Here is a 21,300-nt window from a genome sequence, read left to right as displayed (position 1 = left end):
CTGAGTTGAGAATTTTGGACGGACACTACACACATGGCAAGATGAAACTGCGTCGGAAAACACTATCGATCATTGGCATTACCATCGCTGGATTGACTGGCATTCTGTATGTCGCCTCCTCAAGCATCCTCTTGGGCAGCCTGATCAAAGCAGAGGAACAAGAAGCCACACAGGTTGTCAAGGGAGTGCTCAGTGTGTTTGGGCAAACCGCAGATGACTTCAACTCGCGCTTTGCCGACTGGTCGTCCTGGGACGACACCTACACTTTCATCCAAAACCGCAACTCAGAATTCATTGCCTCCAATTTAATTCCAGAAGGACTCGCTAATATAAGAGTTAATATAGCCATTTTTGTCAATACTTCTGGCAAAATAGTTTACGGTACGGGTTTAGACAGCGAAAAGCTGAAACTAACGCCTGTTCCAGAAGCATTAAAAGGGCGCATTTCTCTCAGCGACCCGCTGTTGCAGCACCCCAACGCCAAAAGCAGCCTCGCTGGTATCCTGCTGCTACCGTCAGGGCCAATACTGATTACTTCCCGGCCAATTCTCACGACTAAAAGCACCGGCCCGATCCGGGGTACGCTGGTATTCGGGCGCAATTTGGATGCTGCGAGCATTGCGAAGGTTTCTAAAATTACTCGCTTGCCATTAATAGTACACAGCGTTAATGAGGCTCAGTTGCCTGCAGACTTCGAGAAAGCGCGGGAGAAACTGTCGGAAAAAAAACCGATTTTTGTGCGTCCTTTAAGCGAAGAGTCGATCGCGGGTTACACTTTGATCCGGGATATTTACAACAAACCTGCGCTGCTATTGCGGGTGGATATCCCCAGAGAAATATACCGGCAAGGTCAAATTAGTTTGCTGTACCTGCTGGGGTCTGTAGCGCTAGCGGGAGTTGGGTTGGTCGGCTGCACTCTGCTGCTACTAGAGCATCTGGTGCTATCTCGGTTGAGCGGTTTGGCGAAAGCAGTGAACCACGTCAGCAGCAGCCAAGACCTCTCGGTGCGACTACCGGTGACGGGCGAAGATGAGTTGTCCGACCTTGCCCATACTATCAACGGAATGTTGAGTGCGATCGCCCAAGCCGAAAGCGAACAACTTGAGGAAAAAGCCCGCTACCGAGCCGTAGTCGAGCAAGCTACAGATTGTATTTTCCTGTGGGACGCTCAAACCAAACGCCTTTTGGAAGCCAATACAGCGTTTAGAGACCTGCTCGATTACAGTCTTGATGCGATTTCGCAACTGACTATTTACGATATCATCGCTTACTCTAAAGACCTAATTGACAACAATATCGAGTTGCTGCTGACGGACAAACAATTCAGAATTGGCGAAGTTCTCTACCGCCGCCGAAACGGTTCTTGCGTGGATGTAGAAGTGAGCGGGAGCGTGATTTCCTACGGCGGCCGCGAGATTATTTGCACTGTTGTCCGCGACATTACTGAGCGCAAGCAAGCCGAAGCCGAACTGCGAGCCTCGGAAGAACGCTACAGACTTTTGTTCAAAAATAACCCCCATCCGATGTGGGTTTACGATTTAGAAACTCTGGAATTTATAGCCGTCAATCATGCTGCTGTCCAACACTACGGCTACACTCGTGACGAATTTCTCAACATGACCATTACGGACATTCGTCCCCCTCAAGAGCTGCCGAGATTGTTAGAAAATAAATCCCAAGTAGATGTCGGGATTGAGTTTGCAGGTGTGTGGCAGCACCAGAAAAAAGACGGAACAATTATTGATGTAGAAATTACTTCTTATGCCCTGCTATTTGATAGCAGAAATGCTGAATTAGTGCTAGCTCACGACGTGACCGACCGCTTGCAAGCCGAGGCAGAACTCTACAAGGCAAAGGAAGCCGCAGAAGCAGCTAGTTTGGCTAAAAGTCAGTTTTTGGCTAACATGAGCCACGAACTGCGAACCCCTCTGAATGCGATTATCGGTTACAGCGAGATTCTGCAAGAAGAAGCTTTAGACTTGGGCGAAGAAAATTTTGTGTCGGATTTGGAGAGAATTCACCATTCAGGCCAGCTTTTACTTTCCTTAATTAATGATATTCTGGACTTGTCAAAGATTGAAGCCGGTCACGCGGAACTTGAATTAGAAACTTTTGACTTGTCGGAGGCAGTTCAAGATGTAGCCAGAACTGTTGAACCGCTATTTTTGCGAAACACAAATCGCCTGAATGTGGAGTGTCCTAATAATATTGGCGAATTGTATTCCGATCAAATTAAGCTTACTCAAATTTTGTTTAATTTACTCAGCAATGCAGCTAAGTTTACTCATCAAGGGACAATTACACTCAGCGTTGAAAGAATTAAAAATGACGAGAATAGTTGGGATTGTGAACAGTTAATTTTTAATTGCAGTGATACTGGGATTGGGATGACTCCTGAACAGCTACAAAAGTTATTTCAACCTTTTACGCAAGCTGATGCTTCGACTACCCGCAAGTACGGAGGTACGGGTTTGGGTTTGGCAATAGCGCAGAAATACTCTCAGATGCTGGGGGGAGAAATTAGTGTGAGTAGCGAGTTTGGCAAGGGGTCAACTTTTACTCTGATGTTACCAGCATAGCTCTCTTTTAAATTTTATATCGGGGAAAAAGTCTTGACGACAAACAACATTAATACTCAATACCTGCTTGAGCTTTAATCCCTTGTTCTCGGAATGGATGCTTAACTAAAGTCATTTCTGTCACCAAGTCTGCGCGTTCGATTAGCGCTGGCGGGGCCCCTCTGCCTGTTAAAATAATGTGGGTTTGTTCTGGCTTTTGGTCTAACCCGGAAAGCACTTGCTCGACTTGCAAATAACCTAGTTTTAATGCTATATTGACTTCATCTAGAAGAACTAATTTAAATTCGGGATTGCAGATAAAAGTTAGGGATTTTTCCCAGGCTTTTTGAGCTGTTTCGATATCTCGATCGCGGTCTTGTGTGTCCCAGGTAAAGCCTTCTCCCATTGCATGAAATTCTAGCTGTTTTTCCCACAGTTGAAAAACGGCTTTCTCTGCGGGTTCCCACGCGCCCTTGATAAATTGTACTATAGCGACGCGGTAGCCGTGACCGAGCGATCGCACAACCATTCCCAAGGCAGCCGTGGTTTTGCCTTTACCGTTACCCGTATTGACTATAATTAAACCTTTTTCTTTGGAGGAGTTAGCGATTCGTTGTGATTGCACTTCTTGGCGGCGCTGCATTTTCTGTTTGTGTTGTTCCGCTGTTAAGCCAGTGGTTGCAGTGGTTTCTGTATTGGTTTCCATAATTTTTTTTTAACCGCCGATAAACGCAAATAAACGCTGATAGATGGAAGATGTCTAGTTATTGCCACAGTGTTTTCAAGTTTAGCACGAAACCGGGCAAAACATCTTCTCCTGACAGTTCTGTTGGACCTTCCAAAACTTCTATTTCCTGTCCTTGACGATAGATTTCGACTCTGCGGGTTTTGCGGTTGATTAACCAGCCTAATTTTACTTGGTTATTCATGTATTCTTGCATTTTGTCTTGAGTATCTTTTAAACTGTCGGTTGGCGACATTAACTCTAAGACAAAATCCGGGGCAATGGGAGGAAATTTTTGTTTTTGTTCGGGAGTAAGTCCATCCCATCTTGATTTTTCAATCCAAGAGACATCGGGAGAACGATTGGCACCGCTGAGCAGTTTAAAGCAAGTTGAAGAATCGAAACAAACTCCTAGTTTACTTTGTCTGTTCCAAATCACAAAATCCGCATTAATTTCTGAATTGTAATTTCCGGTTTCTCCTCCTGTGGGTGACATAACGATTATTTCTCCTTGGGCGTTGCGTTCAAATTTGACATCGGGGTTTTCGCGGCACAGTTGATAAAATTGGTCGTCGGTTATTTTGGCGATCGAGTTGAAGTTGATGGTAACTGCTATCATGGTATTTTATCAGGATGCGTTGGAATTTTTAAACCACATAATGTATATGAATGCGGATAAATGCCGCTCGATGCAGATGCTGTAAATATTATTGATGGAGGAAGGACGATTTGAATTGTATTTTTTGGGCGTAACTTGTGATATCATTATATCACCTACTTATAATAACGAGCTATCAATAGTTTTATAAAAAGCTTTGTGCAGTAAACACTTACAGACATACCAATAATAAAATGCAATGTTGATTTCGCTAAACAGTTTAGGTACTCCCTCTAGTAAACTGGAGAATATCTTGTTTTTTAAATGCAGGGAATCCACGCCGATAGCCAAAAACAACAAGCCCAAACCAGTTAACAATATTTGGTAGGGAGTTAACTGTAGTTCTCGCCTAAAAAACCATCCGTAGGAGAACAAAACAATGGCGTACAAAAGACTTACTCCTAGCTTGGGAATTCCTACTGCTATCATATATATATGAATTCTGTAAATTTGATTCAGCAGAAATCCCCCTGTTAAAAGAGCGGAAAATAAAATAAATCTATTTTCTACATGGCGCGGTTGAAGAGTTTTAGCTAATCCATAGGTGAAAGTACAAACAATGACGGGTACAGAACATAAAATTTGGAAAGTTCGAGTTAACAAGGCGACATTGGGATTGGGGGAAAAATAAGGTTGAAAGAATAAATCGCTGACTTTTAAGCCGGAAAGTTGAGTTGAAATTATCAGCAGCGCCACCAAGAAGAAAGATAAACAATTGAGTCGAACAACAGAGCGACAAATAGTCATAAGCAATTAATACCAAAAAGTAGGTTTACTGCCCCAATACAAAAAAATTATATCACCAATATCTCTGGATACTTTGCTAAACTTAATCAGGAGTGTTATCAAAACAAGGAGACAGTGATGCTGTCAGTGAAAGAAGCAGAATCGATCGTTCTAAATTTGGCGCAACCCCTCGACAGTCAGTGGGATGTAGAAACTGTAGACTTGCTGGCAGCATCGGGGCGCATTTTGGCTGCACCCGTCATTGGTTCCCTGGATTTTCCTTATTGGGACAATTCGGCAATGGATGGGTACGCGGTGCGGTTTGCGGATGTCGAAAACTGTAACGCCGAAAAACCGATCGCACTTGATATCGTTGAAGAAATTCCAGCCGGATATCAGCCTCAAAATACCGTCCAATCCGGGCAAGCAGCGCGAATTTTTACGGGTGGGGTGATGCCTGCCGGTGCTGATACGGTGGTAATGCAGGAAGAAACGAGGCGAGAGGGCGATCGTATTTTTATCTTAGTTTCTCCTGAAAAACCGCAAGCATTTGTCAGGCACAAAGGCGCTTTTTATCAAGCAGGAACAACTTTGCTAACTCCCGGTACAGTTATCAATGCCGCAGAAATGGCGGTGTTAGCAACAGCCCAGTGCATTCAAGTTCCCGTTTATCGGCGGCTGCGGGTGGCAATTTTTTCTACTGGTGACGAATTGGTATCGCCAAACGAACCTTTGGCGCCGGGGAAACTGGTAGACTCGAATCAGTATGCTTTGACAGTTTTGTTGTCCCAAATGGGATTTGAACCGATTCGATTGGGGATTGTTCCTGATAATGAAGATGCCTTAAATAAGGCGATATCCGGGGCTGTTGCGACTGCGGATGTGGTGCTTTCTACGGGGGGCGTCTCGGTAGGAGACTACGATTATGTAGAGAAAATTGTGGCAGATTTAGGAGGAAAAATTCACATTAGTTCTGTGGCGATTAAGCCGGGGAAACCTTTAACGGTTGCTGCGTTTAAACGAGGTGAAAAAAATCAGGATTCGCCGAGTTTGAGTTCGGATTGTCTCTATTTTGGTTTGCCGGGGAATCCGGTTTCGGCTTTAGTCTGCTGTTGGCGGTTTGTTGTGCCTGCTTTGAGAAAAATTTCTGGGCTTGGCGCGGATGCTTGGGGGCCGGAGTTTGTCAAAGCTAGGTGTAATGATGAATTGCGATCGCCTGGTCGGCGCGAAACTTATGTTTGGGGTAAACTACATTTAGTGGCGGGAGTGTGGGAATTTGAACCTGCTAGCGGCAGCCAAAATTCAGCGAATTTAATTAACCTCGCCAATACGACTGGTTTAGCAGTTTTGCCCGCATCGGAAACCTGGATTGGGCCGGGCGAATTCGTGGAAGTTTTAAAAGTTAGTCATTAGTTACTTGTTATGGGTTATTTGTTATTGGTTCGGTATAACTTCATGTAAAATATTAACAACAAAGGAATCTTCCTTCTTCCGACTTCCATCGGACTGACATCCGTTACATCCGTTACACAATCCGTTGCCGAACTTCCTTCGTATTATGAGAATTTTAATTGTTGAAGATGACCCGATGATGCAACTGGGATTAGAGCAAGTTTTAGCCGATTCCCCAGAAATAGAAATAGTAGGACAAGCAGAAGACGGCTATTTAGGCGTAGCAGCCGCACTGAAACTAAAACCTGATATTATTGTGATGGATATCGGTTTGCCACGGCTGGACGGCATAGCAGCGACGCAGCAAATTAAAGCACAACTGCCAGAAGTTCGAGTAGTAATGTTAACTTCTCACACTGCAGAAACTGAAATTATTGCTGCCCTTTCTAGTGGTGCTGATGCTTATTGTATTAAAGGTGCTTCCGTAGACAGGCTGTTAGCAGCGATTGCAGCCGCAGCAGAGGGGGCTACATATCTTGACCCTCAAATTGCCCGGACTGTTATCGAACACCTCAAACCCCCGATACCTGCCTCTACAACTACTTTTGGTCAGTTGTCGCAGCGGGAATTGGAGGTGTTAAAATTAATGGTGGAAGGTAACAGCAATCCCGAAATTGCAGCGGCGCTTTACTTGAGTCCAAATACTATTAAAACTCATGTTCGCGGTATTATGAATAAGTTGGCAGTGGATGACCGCGTGCAAGCAGCAGTTGTAGCGCTGAGAACTGGATTGGTGTAAAGAAGGAAGTTCGGCAACGGATTGTTTAACGGATTTAACGGATGTACCGGATGGATGTTTATTTAAGAGGGAGGTTTGGTAACGGATTGTTTAATTTTTTAAGGGATTTAACGGAGGTTAAGAAGAGGTTCCAGGGAATAATTCTTAGTTACCAATTCCTAGTTACCAATTACCAATTAGCAATTCCCACTTGCCAATTACCAATTATCAATTACTAGCAATTAGAGTGATATAATCTATGTCTGAGTGGATAGAAATCGGTAAAATTGTAGCAGCTCAAGGTTTGGACGGGGAAGTGCGAGTCTATCCCGATTCGGATTTCCCAGAAAGATTTATCGAACCGGGGAAGCGGTGGATTTTGCGCCCTAACAAAAGTGAACCGGAACCGATCGAGTTTTTGGGCGGTCGCTACATTCCGGGCAAAGGACTGTATGCTGTAGAGGTAGAGGGTGTGGAAGACCGCGATAGTGCTGAGGCGCTGCGGGGCTGTAAGTTGTTTGTTGAAAAGACCGATCGACCTTACCTTGAATCGGATGAGTTTTACGTCCAAGATTTGATCGGTATGGAAGTTTTTAACCAGTTAACCGGGGAAATTTTAGGCAAGGTAAGTGATATTATTCCCGCAGGTAACGACCTTTTAGAGGTAGAAACGAACTGGGATCAGCCGGAAACAGTCGTCGCAGAATTAGAAAAGCCAAAACAGCCTGAAACTCCCCAAGCCAACGCTGACCCTAGAAATACCCGCAAACCACGGAAAATTCGTGTTAAAGAGCCTAAATCAACAAAAATATTGATTCCTTTTGTGGAAGAGATTGTACCAGTTGTTGACTTAGAACAAGGCAGAATTGAAATTGTGCCTCCTCCTGGTTTATTGGAATAATATCATTTCGGGTCGCTCGACCGGATATGATATTAGTTATTAACAATTCGCCATCCCCAATTCCCAATATTAATCCTTTCCTCTATTTGTGACTCGCACTATCAAGTAACTGATGGAAAGCGCGAAAATTGCAGTCGCCAAACCAATCAAGTCGGCTGCGGTTTTTTTTTCCAGGTCAAGAATGATGATTTTTCGAGATACTGCTATCAAAGAAGTTACAATAACTAGCTCTACTTGAATTACGTGCTTTTTCAGATAAGCTGTAATATTTTCCAAGATTTCCAGAGCAATTAAAACATTTAAAAATAACCCAAATATGACAAACAACGTGTCTTTTAACAAATTATCACTGTGGTTTACCAATTCTTTTGCTAAAAAAATCAGCAAATCGCAAACGCTGAGGAGAATTACCCAAATCATCGCCAGTGATAAAATTTTCGATATTATTACCTCTACACTTTCTGTAAAATGCAGAAAATTTTCCTCATTCCCTAACTTAGAAATTTGCCTAAATATTTTTTTCAGCATACCAGTGATTTAGTCATCTTTCTTGATGATTCTGTCATTGTTCGGTACACTTTGCAAGCGCCCAACTCTGGGATTTCCTGGTTTCGCGGCGCCACCCTGGCGCTGGACAAGGGTCTTTTCTCTACCTGTTATATTTTATAGTTTTTCGTGTCAACTAGGAATCGATCGCACGCGATCGAACTCCTGATTAATAATTTTTGCCATAAAAAAGCCTCAAACTATTGCCTAGCAATATTTTGAGGATTTTAAGGCGCGGTACAACCACTGAACTAACTATCTATTCTCAACAAAGAATGATTGTTGACTCCCAGCTTGCTCCGACGCAATATACAAGATAGCTAAAAATTTAGCTTGGGTGGTTTAGTAGCGACGAGAATTGCCACCGCGATCGTTGTTGCCCCAGTTACCGCTGTTAGAAGAACCACGTTCTTCACGGGGTTTTGCCTTATTGACCTTGAGGTCGCGACCCATCCACTCAGCACCGTCAAGAGCCTCAATGGCTGCGGCTTCTTCGGCTTCAGTAGACATTTCTACAAAAGCGAAGCCCCGCATCCGACCTGTTTCCCGGTCAGCAGGCAACTGAACGCGCTTTACTGTTCCGTACTCTCCAAAAGTTTGGTTGAGGTGCTCCTGCGTTACTTCGTAGGATAAATTGCCGACATAGATTGACATTGAACATTCTCCAGAATCAGAGGGTGTAGAGATTTAAATCCGGAGGAACGCCGATCGAACGAACTGCACTGCCGAAAATAAAGCCTTGTAAAACGATTATAGCACCTTGAGGTGCAAACGGCAATTGTCTGACTCGATTAATTAAAAAGAAAGCAGAAGCCTTTTGCCATAAGGCATTCAGCCGAAGCAAAAACCCCCAATCAAGAAGGAAAAACTCAGAATAAATAAATTTAATTTTCCTTGTTTCCGGGCTCTGCCGGGGAAACGCAGCTTGTAGGGTGCGTAAGGGCATAACGATTTTAGGTTTTAGATTTGGGCTGGGGGAGTTGAGATTTATGTGTAGGCTGCGTCTGGACTCAAAATTGCTTGATCGAAAAAGGTTGTTACCCGAAAAACGGATACAAGCCCCCGACACTCGTCGTGGAGAGATCAAAATTTTAGACTCTTGTTCAAAATCCCAGATTCATCTGTGGAGTAAATCTCAAATCCTTCGACTGCTGGCGCTCGCCGAGCGTCTTGAGCCGAACGTCAACCGCGTTCATCCTGATGTCGATCGCCCGGGGCTTCCCGCTCGTTCTTCGGCGAGTTGTAACATCCCATAGTTGGACGGCAGTTCAAGAAGTGACGGCGAGGGTGGATTTTACCCAATTAAATTCCCCAACTTCTGCGGCAACTTCTGCTGCAACTTCTGCGACAACTTCCGCCGCAGTTTCTGCCCCAACCAGCACCAACTGCACCGCACAAGCTTTTAACTCAGGCTGTTTGGAATCTGGACAGCGTGCAGCATGAGTCATGGCATTGGCTTCAGCACCTTCGGCCCACAGAGCACCCCAGTGCATGGGTACAAATAGCGTACCTGGGGCGATCGCCTTTGTGACTTTTGCTGGAAACTGCCCCTTGCCGCGGCGCGATCGAACTTCCAGCAAATCACCCTCCTTAATCTGCAATTTGGCAGCATCGCGGGGGTGAATTTCCAAAAACGGATCGGGGTGCAATTGATTAATTTTTTCTGTTCTACCCGTCCGCGTCATCGTGTGCCAGTGTCCGTAAACTCTCCCTGTCGTCAACACAAACGGATAATTCGGATCGGGAGGTTCTGCCAGTCCCCGGGAGTGATAGGCCGAAAATCTCGCCCGCCCATCAGGAGTGTGAAAACGCCTGTCAGTATACAGCCGTTTCGCTTCGTTCGCTGGATGCACAGGCTCGTTTTCCCGGCAAGGCCACTGCTGCGGCCCTTCTTGGCGGATGTATTCGTGGCTGAGGCCGGTCATGTCGCAAGGCTGGCCCCGCGTCAACTGCGCGTACTCTGTAAAAACCTCCGCACTGTTCTCGAAAGCAAAGTGTTCGGCAAAACCCAACCGCCGTCCCACCTCGGCGAAAATGCTCCAGTCGTCGCGGGCTTCCCCGGAGGGAGTGTCGAAACCGGGACAAAAGGTAACGCGGCGTTCGGAATTCGTCATTACTCCGGTTTTTTCGCTCCACTGCGTTGCCGGCAGCAGGATGTGAGCGTAGGCGGAGGTTTCAGTTGGATAGTAAGCTTCTTGATAAATAGTAAAGGGCGATCGCAGCAAAGCGGCTTTAGTGCGTTCCAAGTCCGGCATACTCACCACCGGATTAGTAGCTGCAATCCACAGCAACTCGACATCGCCAGTTTCCAAACCGGTGATCATATCCCAAGCTGTGCGGCCCGGATTCGGGGAAATACTTCCCGGTGCGATTCCCCAAAACTCCTCGACTTGGGTTCTGTGTTCAGCATTTTTCACAAAACGGTAGCCTGGGAGCAAATGAGACAGTCCTCCAGCTTCCCGCCCTCCCATGGCGTTTGGCTGGCCGGTGAGGGAAAACGGGCCACTTCCCGGTTTGCCGATTTGACCTGTCATCAAGTGCAAATTAATCAGCGATCGCACCTTTGCGGTGCCTTCCGACGACTGATTCATTCCCATCGACCACAGAGACAAAACGCGCTGCGACTGTTCCCAGTAGTTTGCCGCCGTTTCTAACTCGCTGACAGTAATGCCGCAGCGCGAGGCTACAAACTCCGGCGTGTAGCTGCTAATAACCTCAGCAAAAGCTGAAAAATTCTCCGTGCATTCTTGAATAAACTCAGAATCTATTGCTTGCCTGCGTAACAGCAAATAGGCAATTCCGTTAAGCAAATCTATATCCGTACCTGGTTTAATTGCTAAGTGCAAATCCGCCGCTTCAGCAGTCGGAGTTCGCCTTGGATCTACCACAATCATCTTGACATTGGGATGCTTTTTGTGGTATTTTGCTAATCGATTAAATACGATCGGATGGCATTCCGCTGTATTGCTGCCAATAATAAAAGCGCAATCTGTTAATTCTAAATCGTCGTAACAGCAAGGCGGCCCGTCCGAGCCAAAGCTTTGAACGTATCCAGAGACTGCTGAAGACATACACAAGCGAGAATTAGCATCAAAATTATTAGTACCCAGACAACCTTTCATTAGTTTCTGGGCAATATAATAATCTTCTGTTGCGAATTGACCCGAACCGTAAACGCACAAAGCATCTGGGCCGCTGGTGCTGCGAATTGTTTGGATGCGATTAACAATTGCATCGAGAGCTTCGTCCCAGCTAGCGCGGCGGAACGGTTGGTCGAGAGTATCTCGCATCATCGGATACAGTAGCCGATCGCTCCGAATAGACTCTGCTACGGTTGCTCCCTTAATACAAACCATGCCCTGACTTGATGGGTGATTGCGATCGCCCCGGACTTTCCAACTTTGTTTTTTGTCGGGAACAACTTCTAGACCGCAACCTACACCGCAGTATGGGCAAAGAGTTTTTATAGTTTCCATCTGGTGATTTTAGATGCTAATTTTTGAAAGCTAATGGGTAATTGGTAATTCATCATTATAGTCGGAACTGAGGGTTCCTGCAAATAACGTTTTAATAATTACTAAATTACCGCAAAAATGCTTCACAGCAACGGACAATACCCTCACTTCAAATTAACCGCTCTCTTACTACAACTCGCGAGCCATCTGGTTTGTAGTCAGTGGATCGCTGCTCCTAAATCCCTCTCAAACAGAGGTACTCCAGCCCTAAATCTTGTCACCCCCACTATGGGGAGCGAGGAAGAATTCTTGCATGACTCAAATAGCGCCCAGGTACTACTTTTGACCTGGTTGTTAATACCAATCCGAGATTTAGTGCGGGAGTATTATGTCGCCTACTTCTCTGTTTTAACTTGAAACACACCGCCGTTGGTGGGGCTAAAAGTTACTTGAAATTCAGCAGTTTTTTCAGTACCTGCGCTGGCATCTGCAGGAGTTTGCAAAACTGGCAGAGGAGTTTCTTTGACGAAATCTTTAGCTGCTTTATTTGTGGGATCGAACTGGAGGATATCGCCGTTTTGTTTGACTTTGACCCGATAAGTCAAACTTTCGGTAAATGTCGGAGTTGTACGCCACTTTTCGTCGATTTGTGCATACAACTTCTGTCCGATCGCATCGAGTTCGGCTTGGTCAGAAATCTCTGATGTGGCAGTGGTGGCTGCAATGGGCGCGACGGCGCTGTTAGCAGCAGCAATGGGTGCAGGGCTTGCAGCAGCAGCGATGGGTGCAGGACTAGCATTCGGTGCGATCGAACTTACTGGGATTTGCGGGCTGGGGGGAGAACTCACAACCGCCGCCGCAGTCGCCGCCTGCGGTGCAGTTTCTTCTACTTTCGCTTGCTTTAGCTGGCTGGAAACAACCGACATATTGACGGCAGCTAAAGTAACCATTGCTACGAACCACGAGGCTGCCAGGATGCCGCGTTTGATCGACGAGGCTTCTGGGGCTTCGGCAGTATGATGCACAAAAGGTGCAGGTGCGATCGACCTGTCAGCAACCCCAGGCTTTTTGCTAGCAGGTAATGGCATCGGTAGCGCGACAGCTTCTGTCTCCGAGTCCGTGGCTTCACCTTCTTCGTGGTGCGCGTAGCGAGAAAACAGGAACTCTAAAGCAAAGTTACGCAGTTCGTAGTATTTCGGGTCTTCCATAATCCGCGCCCGGTTGCGGGGACGGCTGAACGGAATGTGCATATCTTCGCCGATGGAAGCAGCAGGCCCGTTGGTCATCATCACGATGCGATCAGCCAAAAACAAAGCCTCATCAATATCGTGAGTAATCATAATGACGGTAATTTTTTCCTTCCGCCAAATTTTCAGCAATTCTTCCTGCAACTCTTCTCGGGTAATCGGGTCTAGAGCTCCGAAAGGTTCGTCCAAAATCAACAGTTTAGGGCGAGTTGCCAGAGCTCTGGCGATCGCCACCCGCTGTTTCATCCCCCCGGACAATTGGCCCGGTCTTTTGTTACAAGCTTCGGTGAGTCCCACTAATTCCAAGTGTTCCTTGACGATGGTATTGTGTTCGTCTGCGGACTTTTCCGGGTAAACATTTTCCACGCCGAGGTGAATATTTTCTGTAGCAGTCAGCCACGGTAGCAGCGAGTAGTTTTGAAACACCACCATGCGATCGGGGCCTGGTTCAGTAATCTGCGAACCTTCCAGGGCTACTTCTCCGTTTGTCGGCCCGTTGAATCCCGCGATCATATTCAGCAAAGTTGATTTGCCGCAGCCAGAGTGACCGATCAAACAAATAAATTCGCCTTCATTAATAGTCAGGTTTACACCGTCGAGAACGACGTAAGGGCCTTTAGGAGTTTCGTAGACTTTCGATACGTCTTTAATAGTAAGAAAGTCTTGCTTGGGCGTTTGAACTGTGGTTGTTTGCGGGGTTTTTAGAGTTTGCATATTTTCAGGATTTGGATTTTGGGTTGAGGAATTAGACATGACAACTTTGGATTGAGAATTTGAAATTAGGGACTTAGGAAGCGGAAAATGTGGAGTCTTGTTTCCTGATTTCTTGCTCCTCATTCCCTCTTCCTATTTGCTGGCTAAGCTGGCAGTTTGATGGAACACTGACTGCCTATTTGTTCAATTAAGATTTCTTCAATGCGGACGGCGCGTTTGATTTTGACATTGTGAAGATAGTCGATCGGGTCGTCGAGATTAAACACAGTGCCGTCAAATAGCTCGATCGTCCGGCGATCTCTGGCAATATCCGGCAAGCCCAATTCACGCACGGCTTGACCGAAAACATCGGGCCGCAAAACTCGATCGACCACTTCCACCCAGTTTTTCGGGAACGGGATGAGTCCCCACCGAGCCATCTGCGCCATCACCCACACCATTTCTAGGCGGTCTGGAAAATTGGTTTTGTCAACAGAGAACTGGTTGAAATTGTAGAGCATTTCTGGTTCTGCCTCCGTACCGGAGTTGTACGGATCGATGAACCCTGGACGGATGTCTTTCGGATCGGCGCCGATGTATTGTTCTTGGCTAATCAATGCTAGGACTTCTTCGCGGTTGCGGCGGTCGTCGCAGTAGTCGCAGGCTTCCAAAAGCGCTTTGACGAGGGCGAGGTGGGTTTGAGGATATTTCTGAGCCCAATCTTCACTAACACCGAGAACTTTTTCGATGTGTCCGGGCAGAATATCGAGGGAACGGGCCATGACAAAACCCGTACCACTGTTGACTGCGTGGGAGTTCCAGGGGTCGCCTGAGCAGTAGCCGTCAATGTTTCCTGCTTTTAAATTCGATACCATCTGCGGGGGCGGAATCACGGTCAAGCCCACGTCGAGGTCGGGGTCAATGCCGCCGGCGGCCAGCCAGTAGCGGAACAGCAGATTGTGCATGGAGGCCGAGTGTACCATGCCCAAGGTGTGAACTTTATCGGGACTCTTGGCGATCGCAGCTTTGAAATCCTCTAATGTCCGAATGCCTTGTTTGTAAAGGTCTTTGCTGAAAACAATTGAATTGCCGTTGCGGGACAGCGTGAGGGCGCTACAGACGGGTACAGGGGCTTGACCGTCCATGCCCAACAGCATGGCGATCGGCATTCCTGCGACCATTTGCGCCGCGTCCAGCCGTCCTTCGGCGACTCCTTGGGCGATCGCTTTCCAGCCTGGTTCGCGGCTGAGGGTGACTTCTTCCAAGCCGTGGGCTTGGAAGAATCCTTTTTCTTTGGCTACCACTAAGGGGGCGCAGTCGGTGAGGGGAATAAAGCCGATGTCGAGGTTGATTTTTTCCAGGCCGTTGCGGGCGATCACAGGCGGTTGTTGTTTGGCCCGGCGCTGTTTTACCCGCTTTTGCTGGTTGAGGAAGTAAACCATTTCGTTACGCAGCGCGTAGTAACTCGGATGGTTGACAACTTCCATGCGCTTGCGGGGGCGGGGAATGTTCACTTCGAGGATTTGCCCGATTTGCGCTTCCGGGCCGTTGGTGAGCATCACAATGCGATCGCTCAGTAATAAAGCCTCATCTACGTCGTGAGTTACCATCACGCTGGTGACTTTACTTTCTTCGCAAATTTTCATCAACTGGTCTTGCAAACCGCCGCGAGTTAAAGCATCGAGAGCTCCGAAGGGTTCGTCTAGCAGCAGCAATTTCGGGCGAATCGCCAGGGCGCGGGCGATCGCAACTCTTTGTTTCATCCCCCCAGAAATTTCGCCTGGGCGTTTGTCGGCGGCGTGTCCGAGTCCGACCAATTTAATGTGGTGTTCGATCACCAACTCGCGATCTTCTTGAGAGTTACCGCTGTAAATTTCATTTACTGCTAGGGCAATATTTTCGCGCACCGTCAGCCAAGGTAGCAGCGAATAATTTTGAAACACCACCATTCTGTCCGGGCCTGGATCGCGGACTTCGCGTCCTTCTAAAGTAATCCCGCCCTGACTTGCTTTGTCGAGACCGGCGATGATATTTAGCAGCGTAGATTTGCCGCAGCCAGAGTGTCCGATTAAGGTGATGAATTCTCCTTTTTTAATTTTCAGTTCGATATTTTTAAGAGCGATGTATTGCTCTCCATTGGGCAAGTTAAATACGCGGTCAACGTGGTCTACTTCAACAAATACTGACATGGCTATTTTAGGTTAGTTGGTAATTTCTAGATGCTAATTATTAATGGGAAATTGGGCATTGGGCATTGGGCATTGGGCATATATAATTATTCCCGCTTCCTAATAACTAATCACCCATTCCCCATTCCCCATTTCCCATTCCCAAATCCTATTTCTGTTCTTCGGGAACAACTTTGGAAGCAATGAAACCAACGATTCTGTCTAAAATCAAACCGACGATTCCTACATAAAGCACTGCTAGAATCACTGCACTGAGTCGAGAACTGTTGTAAGCGTCCCAGATGAAGAAGCCGATGCCGACGCCGCCGACTAACATTTCCGCAGCTACGATCGCCAGCCAAGACAAACCGATACCAATTCTCAAGCCAGTGAAGATGTAAGGAACTGAAGAAGGCAGCAGGATTTTCCAGAAGTATTTTTGGTTGGGAAGGCGCAAGACGCGGGCGACGTTTCTGTAGTCTTGGGGTATTTGTTGAACGCCTACTGTGGTGTTAATTAGAATCGGCCAAATGGCGGTAATTAAGATTACGAAAAGTGCTGAAACTTCGTTAGCTTTCACCCCCATGCCTTCAAAGGGATTGAACTGTTGAAATACGGCCAGGGCGATCGGCAGCCAAGCCAGGGGCGGGATAGTTCTGAATACTTGAAACAGCGGGTCTAAAGCATCGAACATTAGGGAGTTTGTGCCGATCAGGATTCCTAAACTGATGCCGAGAACTGCTGCCAAAGTAAAGCCGATCGCCACCCGCTGCAAGCTAGCCAAAATTTGCCAGAACAAGCCTTTGTCTGTACCGCCGTTGTCGAAGAAAGGATTAATAATCAGATTCCAGCTTTCTTGGACGGCTTTGATTGGCCCCGGCAAGCTGGACTCTGGACTGTTGCAGAGGATTTGCCAGATTATGAGCAGAACTGTAATTGCTACCAGCGGTCGGATGATTTTTCGGCGGTTTTTTTGAACCTGATCCAGAACGAAATTTACTGGATTTTTGCTTTTAGTAACAGCGAGGTTTGTTGCCATTTTTCTTTTTGCAGTATTGTGAATAATCGATTATTTGTAGATACTTTGAAGTGTTCACCGTGTCTGGGGTGGGTTGAGTTAGAAAACCCAACTCCACTCAATTTAAAAATTGGTCAACTCTCAACAGTCAACTGTCAACACTCAACCCACTAATTATGCTTTTTTGATTGCCAGAGTCTTCAGATATTCTTCTGGTTTTTCTGGGTCAAACTTCACACCGTCAAAGAAGGTTTCGACACCGCGAGAAGTGGTAGTAGGAATTTGGGCGGCGGGGACGCCAAGTGTTGTCGCTGCTGCTTTCCAAATATCTTCGCGGTTAACTTTATCAACGGTTGCTTTGATGTCGGTAGTGGCCGGGATATAACCCCAGCGAATATTTTCAGCTAAGAACCAAGCATCGTGACTCTTGTAGGGATAAGAAGCATTATCAGCCCAGAATTTCATCGCCACAGGGCTGGCAGCTTCAATGCGGCCGGTACCGTAGTCAATTTGAGCTTTAGAGCGACCGATAATATCTGCTACTGGAACTTTTAACCACTTATCTTGAGAGATGATTTGGCACATTTCATCGTGATTTTCGGGCTTGTCGCACCACTGCTGGGCTTCCAGTACGGCCATTGTAATTGCTTTTGCAGCTTTGGGGTTTTTGTCAACCCAATCTCCTCTTAAACCTAAAGCTTTTTCAGGATGATCTTTCCACATTTCTCCAGTTACTAAGGCGGTGTATCCTACCTTTTGAGTAACTAGCTGAGCATTCCAAGGTTCGCCTACGCAAAAGGCTTCCATGCTGCCAGATTTCATGTTCGCTACCATTTGGGGCGGCGGAATGGGAATCACGGAAACATCTGTATCTGGATTAATACCGCCGGCTGCTAGCCAGTAGCGTATCCACAAGTCGTGGGTGCCGCCGGGAAAGGTCATAGCAATAGGAACGTTTTGATTACCAAAAGCTGCTTTCAGAGGTGCGCTGTCTGTACCTACTTTTAAATCTAGGTATTTTTTGCTCAGGGAAATTGCCTGACCGTTAGTATTTAACCGGGCGACAATGTACATCGGCACTGGCTGATTGCCTTTGGTAATAGTGCCTAATGTCATTTGGTAAGGCATCGGGGATAAGATGTGGGCACCGTCAATGCCGCCTTTTTCGGAACCGAGTTCTAAGTTGTCGCGAGTAACTGGCCAAGATGCTTGTTTGGTAACTTGTACGTCTTTCATGCCGTACTTGGCAAATAACCCTTTTTCTTGGGCGATGATTAAGGGTGCTGCGTCGGTGAGGGCGATGAATCCGAGTTTGGCTGCGGTAACTTCTGGGGCGTCGGCGGGGTTGATGTTGACTGCTGGGGCGGCGGTGGGTGATGCGCCGCCGGCTGCGGGGGTGGCACTTCCGTTAGATGTGGTGGAACCGGAACTGCAACCGTGGGCTAGGAGGGTGCCGGCTGCTGTTGCTCCAGCGGTGATGATGAATTTTCTTCTAGAAAGGTTGCTCATTTGTCTTGAATTGTTGTTGTACTTTGAGATGGTGGAAATGTGAGATGTGAGATTGATTCGCGACCTTGGCATCGCATCTCACATTATGAGATTAGGCGTCGATCGACACTTTGCCGATCGCCCGCGCGCTGCAAGTTAAAATGAACCCTGGTTCTAAGTCGGCGGCCGCGTCGGGTTGGCTGTCGTAGACTGTTTTGCCTTCTAAGAGTTGCTGCTTGCAAGTGCCACAGCTTCCCGACCGGCAATTGCTGTCAAGTTCGACTCCGGCCCGTTCGGCAACATCGAGAATGTACTCATCTTCGCTGCAAGCAACTTCTTTGCCCGATCGAGCGAAAATGACAGTAGATGTCTGAGGTTTGGCTGCCGGGACTGCCGTTTCGCCCTCCTCAACCGTCAATTGCAGTTGCCGGTTCAGCACAGCTACATCCCCTGTAATCTCTTTGGGAACTGCCCCAAACTGCTCGACTAACAGTTGATGCAGCAGCGGTTTGAGGTCTTCGCAAGGAATGCCTTTTTGGACGCAAGCACCCAAATGAGCATCTTTGCCAACTGTGCCTCCCATGTAAATGTCTACACCTTCGAGGGTTTTGCCGTTCTTGCGAACTTTTGTTCCCATCAAACCGATGTCTGCTACTTGGGGTTGGCCACAGGAATTGGGACAACCCGTCCAGTGAATTCTCACAGGTTTGGGAAGTGACAGTTCGACATCGAGTTCCTCAATCATTGCCACGGATCGGCTTTTGGTTTCGATGAGGGCGAAGTTGCAAAACTTGGCGCCGGTGCAGGAAACCAAGGCTCGCATCAGGGGTGCGGGCTCGATCGAAAAACGCTGCAACAGCGGTTCTTTGACCAGCGATTCAATCCGCGAGTCGGGAACGTTGGGAATAATCACGTTTTCTTCGACAGTGAGCCTGAGCTCGCCGCTGCCGTAAACCTCGGCAATTCTGGCCAAATCGAACAAATCCGATGCCTGCAGCCGTCCGACTGGAACGTGCAGCCCTACATAGTTGAGCCCTGATTGTTTTTGGGGGTAGATGCCGATGTGGTCGCGTTTCTCCCAGATGATTTCATCTTTGAGCGCGGCGACGGGCAAAGTGCGACCTAATTCTTGTTCAACTGCGGTTCGGAATTGTTCGATTCCGAGTTCGTCAATCAGCCACATCAGCCGCGATTTTTGGCGGTTTGCTCTCGGGCCTTGATCGCGAAACACAGTTAAAATTGCTTTGCACAAATCTACAACGTCGCTGGGACTTGCCCATGCGTTGAGAGGAATTGCAGCTTCGCAGCGTTTGGCGGAGAAGAAGCCGCCGACTAAAACGTTAAAGCCGATGTTGCCGTCTTTGTAAGCGGGTACGAAGGCGATGTCGTTGATTTCTGCGTGGACTGAGTTGTCGCGGCAGCCTGCGATCGCAATATTAAACTTTCTCGGCAAATTTGAAAACGCGGGGTTGCCTTCGCCGCTGTTGGTAATCATGTCTTGGACTTGGTTCGCTAGTTCCCGCGTATCAATCAGTTCGTCGGCGTCCAAGCCCGCGACTGGGGAACCGGTGATGTTGCGTACGTTGTCCATGCCAGACTGGATGCTGGTCATGCCCGCTTCTTTGAGGCGGCGGAAGATGTCGGGTACATCTTCGATGCGAATTCCGCGCAATTGCAGGTTTTGTCTGGTGGTGATGTCGGCGCTGCCTTCGTCGCCGTAGCGTTGGACGATTTCTGCTAGCGTTCTGGTTTGATTGCTAGTAATGAGGCCGTTGGGCAAGCGCAGCCGCATCATGAATTTGCCGGGAGTTACTGGCCGAAAGAAGATGCCGAGCCATTTGAGGCGGTGCTCGCGATCTGTTTCGTTCATTGCTTCCCAGCCGATGGCGGCGAAGTGGTCGAGTTCGCCTTTTAATGCTAAGCCATCTTTTTCGGCTTTGAGTTTTTCAAACTTGTTCAGGCTCGCTTGGGCTTTGGGTTCTACTGTTTGGGTCATCGGTTTACCCTCGCTGCTGGCTGGTGTGGGGAGGTATTGACTTGGAGCATAAAGTGTGTGTTTCCTGCTAACCTTAGTGACTGTATGGATTTAAAACTGTATATTTAGTTACTAGATGGAATTTCTTTTAAGCATGGTTGGTCTTCTGTACATTTGAGCTTGACTGGGCGCTGGCTCGAACGTCGCCAAACTATTTATGGTTATAGTTGCTACCGATGATTCGGTCGATCGCTGCGTTTCCATGCACCTTTGTTATGAGCTAATGTAAAGCCCACGATTGTAAATATTCGTAGCTATTTTTACAAAAGATTGAGTTTTATGAATATTTCGCATAGGCCCGATGCGTTTTATACATGGGAAATGGGTAAAGACGCCCACAAAACCGAAAAATCTCTCTAAATCTTTAGATTTAGGAGGGAAGAGGGGGTATTGGAATATCTAAGATTAATTTTGTGACTGCGATCGCAGACTTAAAACGAGATCGTCACAACATTAGAGCGGTCGCTGTCACACAGTTTGCCTCAAAACATCACATTATGTGCTATGCCAGCATCACTATTAATTTTCGGAGAACGAGAGATGATATAAGCATCGAATTCAGGGAACGTCTCATGTTTTTAGTTCAACTTATCCCCGGCGCTATTTCCGAAATGCTTGCCTCTGTTACGGATACGGGTTGTTTGACTTTAGCCGATCGCTACGGCTTGATGGCCGCTGTTTTGGACGACTCTCTCGACGATGAATATAGACATTCGATCAACCGCCTGCTGCGTTCTGTGATTAAGGGAAGAGTCAAGATTGTCAACGAACTGTCGGCGATATATTAACAGCATTTAAAAATTTGATTGATTTCTGCAGCGCATAAGAGTGCAGAAACCACCGGCCGAGTTAGAAGGAACCCACGATGCCTGCAGCGGATGTAGGGCAGGAAGTTGATTGGATGTTTTAAAAA

17 protein-coding genes are annotated in these 21,300 nt (G+C 47.2%); 5 read left to right on the top strand and 12 right to left on the bottom strand.

Features of this window, described 5'->3' with window-relative positions; all coding sequences use genetic code 11:
* The first annotated feature begins 41 nt into the window (after window positions 1-41).
* Complete coding sequence (locus QUA74_RS00440; protein WP_333323951.1) at window positions 42-2,579, top strand: CHASE4 domain-containing protein; 2,538 nt, start codon at window positions 42-44, stop codon at window positions 2,577-2,579.
* 49 nt (window positions 2,580-2,628) lie between these two features.
* On the opposite strand, the gene cobO is transcribed toward QUA74_RS00440, so the two are convergent.
* The 3 genes from cobO to QUA74_RS00425 form a co-directional block, all read right to left on the bottom strand.
* The gene (gene cobO, locus QUA74_RS00435) at window positions 2,629-3,264 is read right to left on the bottom strand and encodes a cob(I)yrinic acid a,c-diamide adenosyltransferase (RefSeq protein WP_333323949.1); all 636 of its coding nucleotides are present in this window, start codon (window positions 3,262-3,264) and stop codon (window positions 2,629-2,631) included.
* Between the two features lie 58 nt (window positions 3,265-3,322).
* The gene (locus QUA74_RS00430; RefSeq protein ID WP_333323947.1) at window positions 3,323-3,901 is read right to left on the bottom strand and encodes a Uma2 family endonuclease; all 579 of its coding nucleotides are present in this window, start codon (window positions 3,899-3,901) and stop codon (window positions 3,323-3,325) included.
* Window positions 3,902-4,060: 159 nt separating this feature from the next.
* A complete protein-coding gene (locus QUA74_RS00425; RefSeq protein ID WP_333323945.1) occupies window positions 4,061-4,687 on the bottom strand; it encodes a hypothetical protein in 627 nt (208 codons plus the stop codon).
* Window positions 4,688-4,804: 117 nt separating this feature from the next.
* Here QUA74_RS00425 and QUA74_RS00420 point away from each other — a divergent pair, with 117 nt between their 5' ends.
* From QUA74_RS00420 to rimM, 3 genes are all read left to right on the top strand, one after another.
* Window positions 4,805-6,079, top strand: a complete 1,275-nt coding sequence (locus tag QUA74_RS00420) for a molybdopterin-binding protein (protein ID WP_333323943.1) — start codon at window positions 4,805-4,807, stop codon at window positions 6,077-6,079.
* Between the two features lie 145 nt (window positions 6,080-6,224).
* Window positions 6,225-6,857, top strand: coding sequence for a response regulator (locus QUA74_RS00415; RefSeq protein ID WP_006632834.1), 633 nt, complete (start codon window positions 6,225-6,227; stop codon window positions 6,855-6,857).
* Window positions 6,858-7,095: 238 nt separating this feature from the next.
* Window positions 7,096-7,737, top strand: coding sequence for a ribosome maturation factor RimM (rimM, locus tag QUA74_RS00410; protein WP_333323941.1), 642 nt, complete (start codon window positions 7,096-7,098; stop codon window positions 7,735-7,737).
* A gap of 69 nt (window positions 7,738-7,806) precedes the next feature.
* Here the strand turns inward: rimM and QUA74_RS00405 are convergent, their stop codons facing one another.
* The 9 genes from QUA74_RS00405 to QUA74_RS00360 form a co-directional block, all read right to left on the bottom strand.
* Complete coding sequence (locus QUA74_RS00405; RefSeq protein ID WP_333323939.1) at window positions 7,807-8,265, bottom strand: phosphate-starvation-inducible PsiE family protein; 459 nt, start codon at window positions 8,263-8,265, stop codon at window positions 7,807-7,809.
* Between the two features lie 360 nt (window positions 8,266-8,625).
* On the bottom strand, window positions 8,626-8,937 hold the full coding sequence (locus QUA74_RS00400; protein ID WP_332948676.1) for an RNA recognition motif domain-containing protein: 312 nt from the start codon (window positions 8,935-8,937) through the stop codon (window positions 8,626-8,628).
* Window positions 8,938-8,953: 16 nt separating this feature from the next.
* Complete coding sequence (locus QUA74_RS00395; protein ID WP_333323937.1) at window positions 8,954-9,229, bottom strand: hypothetical protein; 276 nt, start codon at window positions 9,227-9,229, stop codon at window positions 8,954-8,956.
* Between the two features lie 322 nt (window positions 9,230-9,551).
* Window positions 9,552-11,759 carry a nitrate reductase gene (locus tag QUA74_RS00390; RefSeq protein ID WP_333323935.1) on the bottom strand — a complete coding sequence of 736 codons (2,208 nt, stop codon included), beginning with the start codon at window positions 11,757-11,759 and terminating at the stop codon, window positions 9,552-9,554.
* A gap of 374 nt (window positions 11,760-12,133) precedes the next feature.
* Window positions 12,134-13,738, bottom strand: coding sequence for a nitrate ABC transporter ATP-binding protein (locus QUA74_RS00385; RefSeq protein ID WP_333323933.1), 1,605 nt, complete (start codon window positions 13,736-13,738; stop codon window positions 12,134-12,136).
* A 104-nt stretch (window positions 13,739-13,842) separates the two neighbouring features.
* Window positions 13,843-15,867 carry a nitrate ABC transporter ATP-binding protein gene (locus QUA74_RS00380; RefSeq protein WP_333323931.1) on the bottom strand — a complete coding sequence of 675 codons (2,025 nt, stop codon included), beginning with the start codon at window positions 15,865-15,867 and terminating at the stop codon, window positions 13,843-13,845.
* Between the two features lie 148 nt (window positions 15,868-16,015).
* The gene (ntrB, locus tag QUA74_RS00375) at window positions 16,016-16,885 is read right to left on the bottom strand and encodes a nitrate ABC transporter permease (protein WP_006632842.1); all 870 of its coding nucleotides are present in this window, start codon (window positions 16,883-16,885) and stop codon (window positions 16,016-16,018) included.
* A 153-nt stretch (window positions 16,886-17,038) separates the two neighbouring features.
* Complete coding sequence (locus QUA74_RS00370) at window positions 17,039-18,373, bottom strand: CmpA/NrtA family ABC transporter substrate-binding protein (RefSeq protein WP_333323929.1); 1,335 nt, start codon at window positions 18,371-18,373, stop codon at window positions 17,039-17,041.
* A gap of 91 nt (window positions 18,374-18,464) precedes the next feature.
* A complete protein-coding gene (locus tag QUA74_RS00360) occupies window positions 18,465-20,348 on the bottom strand; it encodes a ferredoxin--nitrite reductase (protein ID WP_445302117.1) in 1,884 nt (627 codons plus the stop codon).
* Between the two features lie 611 nt (window positions 20,349-20,959).
* Between QUA74_RS00360 and QUA74_RS00355 the strand changes: the two genes are divergently transcribed.
* Entirely contained in the window at window positions 20,960-21,175 is a 216-nt protein-coding gene (locus QUA74_RS00355) for a hypothetical protein (protein WP_333323927.1), read from the top strand.
* The last annotated feature ends 125 nt before the right edge of the window (window positions 21,176-21,300 follow it).

The organism is Microcoleus sp. LAD1_D3 (genome assembly GCF_036702135.1).
GTDB lineage: Bacteria > Cyanobacteriota > Cyanobacteriia > Cyanobacteriales > Microcoleaceae > Microcoleus.
The sequence above is the reverse complement of the archived record's forward strand: the minus strand, read 5'-3'. Positions and strand labels throughout refer to the sequence as shown.